This window comes from Methanothermococcus jasoni (genome assembly GCF_049075655.1).
Lineage (GTDB): Archaea > AGJL01 > Methanococci > Methanococcales > Methanococcaceae > Methanofervidicoccus.
This window is the reverse complement of record NZ_CP157522.1, coordinates 545760-560358: the sequence shown is the minus strand read 5'-3', so window position 1 is coordinate 560358 and position 14599 is coordinate 545760. Positions and strand designations below refer to the sequence as shown.

At 33.1% G+C, this 14599-nt stretch carries 14 protein-coding genes; 8 read left to right on the top strand and 6 right to left on the bottom strand.

The genetic code is table 11. The features are described from left to right. Window positions 1-236: 236 nt before the first annotated feature. Window positions 237-1964 (bottom strand): glycine--tRNA ligase, encoded by a 1728-nt coding sequence (glyS, locus tag Mjas_RS02900; RefSeq protein ID WP_421078278.1) that lies wholly within the window; start codon window positions 1962-1964, stop codon window positions 237-239. 152 nt (window positions 1965-2116) lie between these two features. Between glyS and Mjas_RS02895 the strand changes: the two genes are divergently transcribed. Beyond that, window positions 2117-2395: a hypothetical protein gene (locus Mjas_RS02895; RefSeq protein WP_421078277.1), complete on the top strand. Its 279-nt coding sequence runs from the start codon at window positions 2117-2119 to the stop codon at window positions 2393-2395. Further along, complete coding sequence (locus Mjas_RS02890; protein WP_421078276.1) at window positions 2359-2688, top strand: type II toxin-antitoxin system VapC family toxin; 330 nt, start codon at window positions 2359-2361, stop codon at window positions 2686-2688. The genes Mjas_RS02895 and Mjas_RS02890 overlap by 37 nt, the downstream gene beginning before the upstream one ends. Before the next feature lie 326 nt (window positions 2689-3014). Here Mjas_RS02890 and Mjas_RS02885 read toward each other — a convergent pair whose 3' ends face one another. The 4 genes from Mjas_RS02885 to Mjas_RS02870 all read right to left on the bottom strand — a co-directional run bounded on the left by Mjas_RS02885 (window position 3015) and on the right by Mjas_RS02870 (window position 7359). After that, on the bottom strand, window positions 3015-3899 hold the full coding sequence (locus Mjas_RS02885; RefSeq protein ID WP_421078275.1) for a triphosphoribosyl-dephospho-CoA synthase: 885 nt from the start codon (window positions 3897-3899) through the stop codon (window positions 3015-3017). Window positions 3900-4048: 149 nt separating this feature from the next. Next, on the bottom strand, window positions 4049-5644 hold the full coding sequence (locus Mjas_RS02880; protein WP_421078274.1) for a COG1361 S-layer family protein: 1596 nt from the start codon (window positions 5642-5644) through the stop codon (window positions 4049-4051). A gap of 77 nt (window positions 5645-5721) precedes the next feature. Beyond that, the gene (locus Mjas_RS02875; RefSeq protein WP_421078273.1) at window positions 5722-6870 is read right to left on the bottom strand and encodes an efflux RND transporter permease subunit; all 1149 of its coding nucleotides are present in this window, start codon (window positions 6868-6870) and stop codon (window positions 5722-5724) included. A 24-nt stretch (window positions 6871-6894) separates the two neighbouring features. Continuing rightward, entirely contained in the window at window positions 6895-7359 is a 465-nt protein-coding gene (locus Mjas_RS02870) for a GbsR/MarR family transcriptional regulator (RefSeq protein WP_421078272.1), read from the bottom strand. Window positions 7360-7578: 219 nt separating this feature from the next. Here Mjas_RS02870 and Mjas_RS02865 point away from each other — a divergent pair, with 219 nt between their 5' ends. The 6 genes from Mjas_RS02865 to Mjas_RS02840 all read left to right on the top strand — a co-directional run bounded on the left by Mjas_RS02865 (window position 7579) and on the right by Mjas_RS02840 (window position 13919). Then, the gene (locus Mjas_RS02865) at window positions 7579-8196 is read left to right on the top strand and encodes an orotate phosphoribosyltransferase-like protein (protein WP_421078271.1); all 618 of its coding nucleotides are present in this window, start codon (window positions 7579-7581) and stop codon (window positions 8194-8196) included. Window positions 8197-8359: 163 nt separating this feature from the next. Then, a complete protein-coding gene (locus Mjas_RS02860; protein WP_421078270.1) occupies window positions 8360-9445 on the top strand; it encodes a class II glutamine amidotransferase in 1086 nt (361 codons plus the stop codon). Window positions 9446-9696: 251 nt separating this feature from the next. Beyond that, window positions 9697-11229 carry a glutamate synthase-related protein gene (locus tag Mjas_RS02855; RefSeq protein WP_421078269.1) on the top strand — a complete coding sequence of 511 codons (1533 nt, stop codon included), beginning with the start codon at window positions 9697-9699 and terminating at the stop codon, window positions 11227-11229. A gap of 78 nt (window positions 11230-11307) precedes the next feature. Then, a complete protein-coding gene (locus Mjas_RS02850) occupies window positions 11308-12081 on the top strand; it encodes a hypothetical protein (protein ID WP_421078559.1) in 774 nt (257 codons plus the stop codon). A 118-nt stretch (window positions 12082-12199) separates the two neighbouring features. Continuing rightward, window positions 12200-13273, top strand: coding sequence for a Coenzyme F420 hydrogenase/dehydrogenase, beta subunit C-terminal domain (locus tag Mjas_RS02845; RefSeq protein ID WP_421078268.1), 1074 nt, complete (start codon window positions 12200-12202; stop codon window positions 13271-13273). 67 nt (window positions 13274-13340) lie between these two features. Continuing rightward, a complete protein-coding gene (locus tag Mjas_RS02840; protein ID WP_421078267.1) occupies window positions 13341-13919 on the top strand; it encodes an RraA family protein in 579 nt (192 codons plus the stop codon). A 1-nt stretch (window position 13920) separates the two neighbouring features. On the opposite strand, the gene Mjas_RS02835 is transcribed toward Mjas_RS02840, so the two are convergent. Then, the gene (locus Mjas_RS02835; RefSeq protein ID WP_421078266.1) at window positions 13921-14526 is read right to left on the bottom strand and encodes a gamma-glutamylcyclotransferase family protein; all 606 of its coding nucleotides are present in this window, start codon (window positions 14524-14526) and stop codon (window positions 13921-13923) included. Window positions 14527-14599 lie beyond the last annotated feature (73 nt).

Below are 14599 nucleotides of genomic sequence, written 5' to 3'. Positions count from 1 at the left end.
TAATGAAAATCGTAAGATTTTCATCCGAATCCGAAGGATTTGTATGACGGACGGGGATGTCTGAGCGATCGAAGCAAATCAAAGATTTGCTGATCGAGACAAATTTCAAAGAAATTTGTCGATTCACAAAAACCTTTGGTTTTTGTCGAACTCACGAAATCCATAGGATTTCGTCGAGTAGCGAAGGACAGTAATAAAATCACGGAGTGATTTTATCTGATTTCTTGCGGAATATGTTAAATATTTCTTTTGATGTAATCTACAACTTCATCAATTTTAATTCTAATTTGCTCTCTTGTATCCCTGTGTCTTATTGTAATGGTTCCATCCTCCAATGTCTGGCCATCAACAGTAATGCAGAACGGAGTTCCAACTTCATCCATTCTCATATATCTTCTTCCAATTGCTCCGCTGTCATCATATTCGGCAATTATTCCGTTTTTTCTTAATTTATCCTTTATTTCCATGGCAATTTCTGGCATACCCTGTTTATTGACTAATGGGAATACTCCAACTTTTACAGGAGCTACTTCTGGTTTTAACTTTAAATATGTTCTATCCTCTTCCTCATTGTAGGCATGCTCTAAAAGGCAGTATGTAATTCTGTCGATACCATGGGACGGTTCAATTACATGTGGCAATACTTTTTCTCCGGAGATTTTCTTTTTAGTTTTATTTATTTTTAAATAGTCGTTTAGTATCTCAAACTCCTTATCTTCGATTGTTAAAATATATTTTCCATTTTCATTTAGCTCTTTTACCATTTTTCCTATTTCACTATCGTCCATGTTATTTAATGTATTTTCAACGAGCTTCATATCTTTTTTAAATACCTTTCCAACAACCTTATAGTTTAATTCAATATCGTAGGTTTCAATTTCTTTTGGTTCATCGTATTCTACAAAAACCCTTAAATCTACACCGCTGTGGTTCATGTGTGCCTTTAAATCGTAGTCTGTCCTGTCTGCAATACCTACGCACTCAATCCATCCAAATCTATCTGTGTAAATTTCCGCATCCCAGCAATCAATTGCATAATGTGCCATTTCATCTGGAAGGTGCTGTCTAAATCTCAATCTGTTTATATCGATACCAATATCCATTAAAAATCTCTTTGTAATCGCCACAAAGTATGCAATGGTTTCATGCCTTATTATTCCTTTTTCCACAGCATCCTTTAATGTCATATTTACTACTTTTTCCTCTGAGCTCAGTGTTTCATCCATTTGTCTATCTGCTGGAAGAAGTGGTATTATGTCATTTTCCACATCTTTAAATCTCTTATGGTTCTTTATTTTAGGATGAACGAAAAATTCTGCCTCAGCCTGTGTAAATTCCCTTAATCTGATAACCCCCTGTCTTGGGGAAATTTCGTTTCTGTATGATTTACCAATTTGTGCCACTCCAAAAGGAAGTTTGTTTCTGAAAAAACTTGCCAATCTTCTAAACTGTATGAATATTCCCTGAGCTGTCTCTGGTCTCATGTATCCTGTTCTCTTTCCTCCCGGACCTATTGAAGTCAAAAACATCAAATTGTATTTTTTAACATCTCCAAATTCGCTACCACATTTTGGGCATCTTATGTCGTGTTTTTTTATGAGCTCATTTAATTCTTCAAGTGTTTTTCCTTCAGTGTCTATGTCGATATTTTCCTCAATAATATGGTCTGCTCTGAATGATTCCAAACATTCTTTACATTCTACCATTGGGTCTGTGAAGTTATCAACATGCCCAGATGCTTTTAAAACCTCGTATGGTGTAATAGTTGGGCTGTCTATCTCGTAAAATTCTTCGTTTATAATATAGTGCTTTCTCCATGTGTCAATTATATTGTTTTTCAATATTGTTCCAAGTGGTGCATAATCTACAAAACCTGCTATACCACCATATATTTCAAAGGAGCTCCATAAATAACCTCTTCTTTTAGCCAAATCCATTACTTTTTCATACTTGTCTTCGCTCATTTAATCACCGTTATATTAAATCATATTAATTTAAAAATAATTAAAATGGATTGCATATATAATTTACTATGATGGTGAAAATAAATATTGATGAGCTCACATAAAGAAACACATAAATATGTGCATCCACATAATTATACATTGGTGATAATATGTCAAATATAACGCTTTCACTACCTGATGAGATATATTCAAAAATGAAAAAACATAAAGAAATAAAATGGAGTGAAGTTGCAAGAAAAGCCATAATTGAGTATTTAAATAAAATCGAAAGTAAATCAGAATACTCCACAAAAGATTTGCTTAAAGAACTTGGAGATGATTTCAAAAGAGATATCGAAAATATTGATATTGATAAGTATGAGGGGCATTATGAGAAAATGAGGGAGAAAGAATGGAAGAGAACATATACGACACAAACAAACTTATAGATGCCTATAAAAACAAAGAAAAGTTAAATGGTTATACTACAATTTTTAATGTAATAGAATTCCCAAAAGCATTATTGCTTGATATGATTGTATTATATCCCACTGATGATGATTTTAAATTAAGCATTAAACTTTCAAATGAATTATTAAAAATTGGAAAACCAATTCCTGCGATTGATATTTTAATAGCATCGATGTGTATAAATAGGAATATGCAACTAATTACAAAAGATCGTCATTTTTCAAATATAAAAAGAATATTTGGAGATTTTAATCTAAAAATAGAGAAATAATTTACGATAAACCGCCGAGAAAGCCAACGATTTTAATCGTTATACAAAACATAGTTTTGTAAAATCTCTTACGAGATTGGATGAGAGGCGGACATTATATCAGATAGTAAGTAGTAAACTATAAATATGAGAAGATTAATAGTAAGTAACGCTACCAGTCCAAGTAATTATGGGTAGGGTTATCGAAAACTCTACCGCTGGTAGTGGTTAGAAGTGTATAGCGTAGCCCTGAATCTCCTAAACGGAGATAGGGGTAGTGGGCTTGGCCACCCATGTAGGGTTAGACCCTACTAAAAGAACCCAACGACTTTAGTCGTTGGAGTAGGTCAGCATAACACAGTATCTTTTTTATCTATCCTATCCAATAAAAATATCATCAATGAAGATGCCACTAAATCCGCAGTTGTTCCGGGATTTAATTTATTTCCTTCTTTTGATAGGAATTTATCAAACTCTTCAATATCTTCTTTTTTAAAGCCGTTATCCAGTATATCTTTTGCCATTTCTGAAACCATTTTTGAAGTATCCAAATCCTTTTTTCTTGCTATTAAGGTATCTGGATGCTCTGATAAAATACTTAAAAATGTTTTTGTTGTTGCCAAATTTATGTTGTTGTATTCCTCATAATATTCATTTAATAGTTTGTATCCTTTAAAGGATATATTAAATCCTTCTGCCCATTCCTTTGAAATGCTATCCCATGTGGAAGATATTTTAAAAACATCGTATAGCGTTAAATTTTTTTCTATTAATTCCTGTTTTGCATCATTTTTTTGAGCGTCGGGACCTTCTTTTGGGGGAGTTATATTCGGCATTGCTATTTCAATAGCTTCATAAACATTTACTGCATCATTTACAGTGGTGTTTTTTGCTGTGGATATTATTTCCTTTTTCAATTCATTTTCATCAAATTCATCGATTTTCCCTGAGCTCATACCAATAGGCATATGCAACATAATTATACCTAAGTTTGCATTAGTTGGAGACCATTTTTTTGACTCGATTACTGCCAACTTTATGTATTTTCCAATATCCTTGTTATCCTGAGATGCTTCGTATATTATATTTCCAAATGCTATGCCTGAGCTCAGGAAATGGTGGTATTTTATATCATCGTATTCTCTGTTTCTATGAACATTTCCAGGTTTAAAACTGCTAACTTCTAAACAGCAGGATATTTGTGATGCCTTCATTATATCGTAGGGATTCATCCTTTCACCATTATCATTATAAATAATAAAATAATTATAAATTTAATAGAAATAATTAAAAGGAGTTTAAAAAAGTTATGTTTTTATGAAAAATAAAATAAAAAAAATAAAAGATAGTTTTATTTTTTACCTTTTGCCATTTATTCTTTTTATTGTTCATTCTTATTTTTTCTCTTATAATAGTATAATCCAACAACCACAAGAATAACTATCAATCCAATTTCAATAGGTAAATAACTTATGGAGTTATTTTCAACCTTAACTTTTATGGATTTTTGGGTGATATATACATTGTCATCCCCTTCCTCTCTATCCCCAACTGCCCTTATTTCAACTGTAATAATGTAATCCTTAGCAACTGCATTTTTATCCACATCGATAACAATTGCCCCAGTTCCATTTTCCCCAGGTTTTAAAGTCCCTACGGTATCGCTTTTTGTTGGATAATCAAAGGGCTGAGCTGAGTTTTTAATTGCAGTTATCTTTACATTTTCTGCTTTCTCATTTCCTGTGTTTTTGACATGGATTAATACAGTATTTTCAGTTCCTGCCTTTACAGTATATTCTTCCGGAATAATCTCAATTATTGGTTTTGGTTTAATGTATATGTCGATTGTTTTTGTAATGTTGTGCTTTTTATTGAAAATATCCAAATACTCTATTTCTACTGGAATCTTATAATGCTTAGGTGGTGCGTTTTTGTCAATGTCGATAGTAAAGGAAACATCCTTACTTTCGCCGCCTGATAGTGTTCCAATATCTTTATAGTTTGCATTACTCCAACTATCTTTAAATGGATATTCAGTTTTAAGATGGACATTTATATCCTTTGCCTCACCGTGTCCGTTGTTTGTAATGGTGGTATCTATTCTTACATAGGTATTTCCCGGTTTAATCTCTTTTGGAGTTGTAATTACATTGGATATTCCCAATAAAACATCCCCTTGAACTAAGAGACCGATGTTTATATTTTCAGTCTTCTGAGCTCCGTCTTCATTCACCCATGATATTGTGGCGGGAATTAAATAAGAGCCTTCTGGTGTTTTTTCGTTTGTATATAATTTTAAATTTATAGTTTTTCCGTCATTTGCTTTAACTCTCCCAACATAGAATTTTGTGGTATCTATTGGCGATATGTAATTATTTCCACCTATTGTAAGGGTACACTGCTTTGCAGTTCCCGTTCCTTTGTTGTATAGAGTGATAGGAACAATTTTTGTTTTTGCCGGTGTTAATGAGATATTATTTTTTGTATTTATCTCGAAATTTGCCGTTCCATATATTGGAAGGTAGTATATTTTTGTCCATTCATGGTGTGTGATTATATCTTCTCCATTTTTATGTTCAACTTCATCATACGATACTTTTACATCAATTCTATAATTCCTCGATGGTGCATCCTCATTTACATGGAGTTTAAAATATGTCGTATCACTTTCACCAGAGTTTAGGTGAGATAATGTTGCAACCCCTTTTGTAGGATTTACCTGCTTTATTTCAAATGGGTAATGTGGCGTAATTGTTATTTTTATATCTTTTACTTCTTTATTGTAATCATCATTAGTTATCTTAAACCATAAATCCACGTCATCTCCGGGATGGATTTTTAAAGGTTCATACTGCGGTTCATTAACCTGTAATGCATGGGCACTTGATATCAATAAAAATATTATTGATGAAAACGCAATTACGCTCATATACTTTTTTAATCTGAGCGTTAAAGAAGTTTTATTTAATAAATCCATAATATCACCTTATTTTTAATTTTTTCTATTTTTTATTTTTTTATTTCTCCATATCTCTTTTAATTTATCTTTTTTCACTATTTTTCCCTATTCTTCCCAATTAATGGCAAAATATATCTCTCTTCAATTATGAGCATTGCTGGAAGTAATGTAATCACAGAAACCATACAGAAGAAGATACCCAATGCACATACTTTACCTAAGTTAGCCATCATAGGAAGTGGGGCAAACACAAGTGCAAGAAAACCAACTACTGTTGTAGCTGTTGTGACGATTACTGCTGTTCCTGTGCTCACAACTGCGGTTTCTACTGCTTTATCACTGGGTATTTTCTTTTTCCTCTCTTCCTCATACCGGTGCATTAGGTGAATTCCATAGTCTATCCCCATACCAAGAAGTAAAGAACCCATACCTGCTGTTGCCATATCCACAGGAATTCCAAGTACTCCCATAGCTCCACCAGTCCATACAACTGCAACCAATACGGGAATTAGAGGCATAACTGTGGATAAAGGTTTTCTGAAATACAGATATAATATAAACAATATTCCAATTCCACCAACCGTTGTTGTAAATACCTGACTTTCCTTCATGAGGGTGTTCAATAAGTCTCTCATAGGGGGGGTTCCTGTGCATACTACTTCTACCCCAGGAGGTGTTGGCGAATCCTTAATTCTTTCATTTACATCATCCATTAATCTAAGAAGCTTTTTCTGGTCTCCTCCTGTATCTGTATATGCATTAATAATTACCATGGAATATTCGGAATTGAAAATCCTGCTTTTTTCTTCATCGGTAAGTGATTCACATATTTCTTTTACAGTATCTATATCATTAGGAACCTTTCCATCATTTTTTTGAAATATTACATCCGCAGGCGAATTTATCTTTGTAATTCCATCAATTCCATTTAAATCCTCTTCTAAAAATTTTACATAACTCAGAACTCGAGGGTCTCGTATGTCATTCACTTTATCTGGACTATCGGAGGGTTTCAATTTTATACAAATTGTAATTATATCAGTCCCTCCAAAATTGTCCCTTACCTCATACAGCGTTTTTATGATGGGGTCGTCCTGAGGAAGCATTTTTTCAAAGGCTGTTTGGGATTTTACATTTGTTGCCTCCAGTCCCGCAAATATTGTAAGTGTTATAATAATTGCCACCATTAAAAACGGCTTCTTTTCTGAAAAGCGGGCAATTCTTCCTAAAATCTTTTCAATCATGCATTACCACCAAAAATCTTATAATTAATCATTGTTATCGTCGCTATCAATATTTTCAAGCACTTCCAATATTTTCTTTGGTACATCCCTCATTTTTTTGATGTGTTTGAGTTTTTTAGATATGAGCTCTCTTTCATTCTCATCAGATTTTTCTTTTAATTCTTCCAATTTATCGCAGGCTTTTGATATGACGTCATATTTCTTCTTTGCTATATCTTTGAAGGAAGAAAATCCATCTACTGATTCGTAATAGTTTTTTCTTTCCCCTTTAATCCACACCTTTTTGATAAACCCAATTTTTTCAAGCTTGTTCAGATTCATACTTACATTTCCCTTACTCATTCCCAGTTCTTCCATTATATCAGCTATGCAGAGCGGTTTATCTGATAGGAATACCACTGCATAAACCTCTCCAACTGATTTACTTAGCCCGTGAATTTTTGCAATTTCAGAAAATAACTCTATTATCGTTTTTTTTACTTCATCCATGAGCTCACCGCATCTATATGGTAATATATATTGTTCATTTTGTTCAAAATTTTTTGAATGTTTTGAATATATAGATAGTAGTCAATATATAAAACTTTCGGTAAATGAATTAAAAATAATAATTTAATATTGAATATATTGAATATGATGAAATAATACAAAATTAAATAAATAATAACATATAATGTATATAGGATTAAAAGAATTATTGGTGATGTTATGAAAAAAGACCTCATAATAAAGGCACTTAAATTGAGGGATGTAGGATTTACAACCGCAGATATTGCAGAAGAATTGAATATATCCGTAGATACTGCACTTTATTTGGTGTTAAATGGTGAAAAACTTTTAAAAGAACCGGAAAAGCAGATTGAAGAAAAAGGTAAAAACATAGATATATTCGTAGAATGGGACAATATTAAGATTTCATCAAAAAGATTAAAAAATATAGCGTTAATAATGTGCGATATGTTGAAAGATGTGGAATTTGATGCAATTGTGGGCATTTCCACAGGAGGGGTTCCATTGGCAACGTTGATATCTGAAGAAATGGATAAAAATTTCTCAATATATATTCCTAAAAAGCATCTTCACAGTAAAGATAATAGCACAGGATTTATAGGACATAATTATCCAAGTATTGAAGGTAAAGATGTTGTAATTGTGGATGATGTAATGACATCGGGAAATACTATGAAAGAAACTATAAAATATTTAAAAAATATAGGGAATCCAAAAAAAGCTGTTGTAATAATAGATAAAAGTGGAATAAAAGAAATAGAGGGTATTCCAATAAAAGCTTTATTCAGAGTAGGAACTGTTGAATTGGGAGAGTAATTGTTCATTATGTGTTAGTAATATATACTGATAACGGTAAAATATATAAAAATGATAACATCATATATCTATTCAAATTTTTAAAATTTTTTAATATGATTATTTGATAAGCTATATAAATGACTTTTTTTATATTAGTATAACTCACAAATGGAGGATTACCATGTGCGGAATTATCGGTTTTATGAGCAGAAAAAAAAGATTAATAAGTGGAGATAAGATAGCCATAGCACTGGACAGCCTAAAAGAAAGAGGAAATGGACAAGGTTCAGGCTATGTAGGATATGGAATATATCCAAAGTTCAAAGACAGCTATGCTATACATGTTTTTTTGGATAACGCACCAGATTACGACAGAATAAGAGAAAAAGTAAAAAACACACTGGAAAAATATGGATACGTGCTTAAAGACGAGGAGATTCCAACAAAAGAAGGAATCTTAGAAAAAGAACATATACCATGGAGATTCTTCTATGATTTTGATGAAAAATACAAGGATGTTGAAGAAGACACAATGGTAAAAATTGTTATGGAAATTAACGATAAAATAGACGGGGCATTTGTATTTTCAAGCGGTAAGAACTTAGGGGTATTTAAGGCATCAGGATGGCCAATGGAAGTAGCAGAATTTTACAAATTAGATGAATATAAAGGATATATGTGGTTATCGCATGCGAGATACCCAACAAACACAAGAGGATGGTGGGGAGGAGCTCACCCATTTAACCTATTGAATTGGTCAGTTGTTCATAATGGAGAAATTACAAGCTATGGAACAAATAAAAGATATGTTGAAAGTTTTGGATACAAATGCAGAATGCTAACAGATACAGAGGTTGTAGCATATATATTTGATTTATTGATAAGAAAACACAAACTACCTGTTGAGTATGCATTGAGTGCCGTAGCTCCAAGATTCTGGAAAGAAATAGACAACATGCCAGAAGAGGAAAGAAAAATCCATGAAGCAATTAGGATGACATACGGCGGTGCAACATTAAACGGTCCATTTGGAATAATCGTGGGTACCCATGAAGGAATGATGTTCATGAATGGAGATGTTGAAAAGGAAAATGCCATGGTGGGCTTAACAGATAGGATAAAACTTAGACCACTTATTGCTGCTGAAAAAGACGATTTAACATTTGTATCTAGTGAAGAGGCAGCCATAAGAAAAATATGTCCTGAATTGGATAAAGTATGGATGCCTGATGCAGGAATGCCGGTAATAGCAAGGGTTGAAAAATAAATAAAATTAATTAAATTAAAATTAAATTATTTTTTATTAATGGTTAAAAATTGGATATTTGGTATTGGATATTCGGAAAACTCTTGGAGTTTTAGCATCGAAATCTCTGATTTCGATTAAATAAAAATCACGAAGTGATTTTTATAACTCTCCGCTTCGCTCCGAAATTAAAATTGCGAAGCAATTTTATATTCTACGCTCACTTGTGAGCTCTATAAGATAACGAATAAAAATAAAAAAGGAGTGAAATCATGATACCTTCAACAGTTCCACCAAAATACAGAGTTGAAGTTAATCCCGATAGATGTATGTTGTGCGAAAGATGTGTAAAAGAATGTTCATGGGGCGTTTATAGAAGAGAAAGAGACAGAATTATAACATACTCAAATAGATGCGGTGCATGTCAAAGATGTGTCTCAATGTGTCCTAGGGATGCAATAACAATTCATGAAAACCCAATATGTTGGAGAGAACACCCATTATGGACAAAGGAAGCAAGGGAAGATATAATAAACCAGTCCAGAACAGGCTGTATATTATTAAGTGGTATGGCAAATGCAAAAGAATATCCTATTTACTACGATAAAATCGTTTTAGATGCTTGCCAGGTTACAAATCCATCCATCGACCCATTAAGAGAACCTATGGAGTTAAGGACATACATAGGTAAGAAACCTAAAAAATTAGAATTCGATTTTGTTGAAGAAGAAATTGACGGCAAAAAAATTAAAAAAGCAAAATTAAAAACCAAAGTTGCTCCAAACTTAAAGTTGGAAACACCAATTATGATAGCTCACATGTCATACGGAGCTCTATCATTAAATGCCCATCAGGCAATGGCAAGGGCAGTTAAAGAATGTGGAACATTCATGGGAACAGGAGAAGGTGGATTACATAGAACCCTTTATCCTTATGCAGACAATATCATTACACAGATAGCAAGTGGTAGATTTGGAGTTAATGAAGAGTATCTTTCAAAAGGGGCAGCAATTGAGATAAAAATTGGTCAGGGAGCAAAACCTGGAATTGGAGGACACCTTCCAGGAGAAAAAGTATCTGCTGAGGTTTCAATGACAAGGATGATTCCAGAAGGTAGTGATGCTATTTCCCCAGCTCCGCACCATGATATTTACTCAATTGAAGATTTAGCACAGCTTGTAAGAAGTTTAAAAGAAGCTACAAGATGGAAGGTTCCAATATTTGTTAAGATTGCTGCGGTCCATAATGTTGCAGCTATTGCAAATGGTATAGCAACATCCGATGCCGATGCAGTTGTAATCGATGGATTCAAAGGAGGAACCGGAGCTGCTCCTAAGGTATTTAGGGATAATGTAGGAATACCTATTGAAATGGCTATTGCAGCAGTTGATGAGAGATTAAGAGAAGAAGGTGTAAGAAACGAAATAAGTATTATAGCAAGTGGAGGAATTAGAAACTCCGCCGATGTATTTAAATCAATAGCACTTGGTGCAGACGCCGTTTATGTTGGAACAGCAGTAATGGTGGCAATGGGATGTAGAGTATGTGGTAGATGCTATACAGGACAGTGTGCTTGGGGTATAGCAACTCAAAAACCTGAGCTCGTAAATAGATTAGATGTTGAAGAAGGTGCTGAAAGAGTTGCAAACCTTATAAAAGCATGGACTCTTGAAATTAAGGAATTGCTTGGTGCCGCAGGAATTAACTCCATTGAAAGTTTGAGAGGAAACAGAGATAGATTGAGAGGAATAGGATTAAGCGAAGTGGAGTTAAAAGCATTAGGAATTAAACATGCAGGATTGTAAAATGTATATTATCATTTAGATTTTATATTTAGTTTAGTTTAGAGTTATAAAGGTGAAAAAATGGAAAAGGTCGAAAATATGGAAGTGGTATTAGATGCAAAAGACCTTGAATATAGGGAATTAAACGAAAAAATCCATGAAATACTAAATGAAAACCCTAATGTAAAAAAAATTATTTTAAAAAATGTCTTAGGTCAAAGATTTATAGGAAATGGAATTCAAAAAAAGGATTTAGTTATTGAAATATATGGAGTTCCCGGTGGAGACCTTGGAATGTTCATGAACGGTCCTATAATTATAGTTCATGGAAATACCGACCATGCACCTGGAAACACCATGGATGATGGTAAAATTGTTGTCCATGGAAGTGGAGGAGATGTGACAGGGCATTCAATGAGAGGAGGGAAGGTATTTGTAAGAGATGACGTAGGATATAGAAGCGGTATTCACATGAAAGAATATAAGGATAAATTCCCTGTATTGGTTATTGGAGGAACTGCTAAGGACTTTTTAGGAGAGTATATGGCAGGAGGAGTTATAGTTGTATTAAATATTGACAATGAAGGAAATGATTTGGGTAAAATTGGCGGAAAAATGATTGGAACAGGTATTCACGGCGGGAGCATATATATTAGGGGAAAAGTCGATGAATCACAGCTTGGAGTGGCTGCTGATATTAAAGAATTTACAGAAGAGGACAGGAAAAGAATTACTCCATATATAGAGGAATTCTGCAAAGAATTTGGTTTAAGTGATGAATTAAAAAATAAATTGATAAATTCAGAATATACTAAAATAGCTCCAATATCAAAAAGACCATTTGGAAAACTATACACTCCTGATTTGAGATAAAAAGAGAAATATGGCGAAAATAGAAAAAAGTAAAAGTAAAAATAAAAATAAAATAGGCGAAAGGAATAACAAGAAGGACGTAAGAAATATGAAATAAGAAATAAAAAACGGTGGAATCATGAAATCATATCTAAATTTAAAAGAGGAAGTATGGGATAAGAATATATGTTCTGGATGTGGTGCATGTGTTGCAGTTTGTCCCGTGGATAATATATACTTTAAAGAGGATAGCCCTGTAAAATTTGTATGTGATGAATGTGCCTGCATCATAGCACCTGTGGAAGAAATAGAATATCCTGTTTCTGCTGAGTTCTGTAAAGTTACCCTTTACGATGTTCCCTGCGGAGCCTGTTATGATGCCTGTCCGAGAACAGAAAAACCTCTTATTCCTTCAATTGAAAAGGGAATTGGTAAAACATTGAAAAAATTAAAGGCAAAGTCAAAAATTGAAATAAAAGGCTCCCAGAACGGTGGAGTGGTAACCGCAATTTTAGCAAATGCCTTTGACGAAGGTCTTATTGACGGAGCTCTTGTAATGATGGAGGATAAATGGACAATGGAACCAGAGTCCTATTTGGCTACATCAAAAGAGGAAGTTCTAAAATCATCAGGAAGCAGATATAACTGGAATGTTCCAATACTCAGAGCTCTTAAAGAGGCAGTAATGGTTAAAAAATTAAAGAGAATAGCAGTTGTTGGAACTCCATGTGTAATGAATGCAGTTTATCAGATAATGGCATCAGACAATGACCTTTTAAAGCCATTTAAAGATGCTATAAGGTTAAAAATAGGTCTTTTCTGTTTTGAAACTTACGATTATGATAAAATGATGACAATATTGGAAGAAAACAATATAAATCCATGGGAAGTTCAAAAAATGGATATAGAGAAAGGTAAATTAATAATTAAACTTATGAATGGAAACTCCATTGAATTTAAATTGAAAGATGTGGAGTATGCCATGAGAGAGGGATGCAAAGTATGCGGTGATTTCACAGGTATTACATCCGATATATCCGTAGGAAATGTGGGAACTCCTGAGGGGTACTCAACAGTTTTAGTAAGAAACAAATGGGGAAATGGATTCATTGAAAGAGCATATGATAATGGATATATCGAAGTTGAGGAAGATGTAAATATGGATGCAGTTAAAAAACTTGTGGAATTGAAGAAAAAAAGAAAAAATAAATAAATTGTAATTATAACACATATAAAAACTATTATAATTATTTTTTTAATAAAAACTGCAAATGATGCTTATGAGATTTTTAAAAGAAGTGTCGGTCCCAAACCTATATGATGCTGGTGCAAAGGTGTTAAAGGACATTAAACCGATAAATCAAAATCAAAGAATTATTTTTGGAGAGGCAATTACTGTAAAAACCACTTCAAATGACTGGGGAACCGCTGTGAAGGCAATAAGCTATGGAAGAAATAAAATAATAGTGATTGATGCAGAAGGGGAAAAAACTGCCATATGGGGCGGATTAGCCACTTTGAATGCAAAGCTAAAAGGAGTAATAGCTGTTGTAATTGATGGAAGTGTAAGGGATGTTGAAGAGATAAATAACTTAAAATTTCCAGTATTTTCAAAATACAATGTTCCAAATGCTGGAAAACCGCTGGATATGGGAGAAATTAATGTCCCCATTGTGTGTGGAGGGGAGCTCATAAATCCGGGAGATATTATTGTTGGAGATTGCAACGGTGTTGCAGTAATTGAAAGATGTAAAATAAATGAAATAATTGAAAATGTAAAGAGTATAAAAAAGAAAGAGTCAGATATAAGAAACAAGATAATGAGAGGAATGGATTTAAAAGATATTTTAAGGTTATAATTTAACTTAATATATTGTATTCCAGAAACTGCTTATTGTATTTGAGGTAATCTCCACTTTCAATTTTTACAGCGTTTGGAAGTGGTTTTTCATAGGTCCAAAAAATTTCTCCATCTTCATAGACTTCTTTGTAATTTGCACCTGTGTTCATCTGGCTAATTTTTTTGTAGATTTTATCGGGAACTAGATACACTTCACCAACGACGTAATCTTCTTTGTTGCCGGTTTTAACCATGTATGCCACTATATTATTACTATATAATGCATATCCATGTTTTTTTTCCACGCCGCAAAACTTAACGTCTGACCTATCCAAAAATGCGTAATAATTGCCGCATCCTCGTCTTAATGTCCCATATACAAATATTTTTTTATATTCATTATCCCCTACTATTTTTAATAAATTTGAAGCTTCCAATCTATTTTTTTCTTTTGATTCTTCATCAAGGTCATCCCATGTTGTTATGTGATTTTCCAATTTTTTAACTATTTCATCATCAAGTGGTTCATCCCCTGCCAAGATGTGTTTTAATTTTTCAATCCAAATGTTATGTAATTCTTTTGCTAATCTTTCTATTAGTTCAGTATTTTTGCCGGTTTCTTCCACAACATACCACCAACATTGTTATATATAATCTTAAATTTTGTTTTATATTTTCCAGCATATAAATATTTCCATT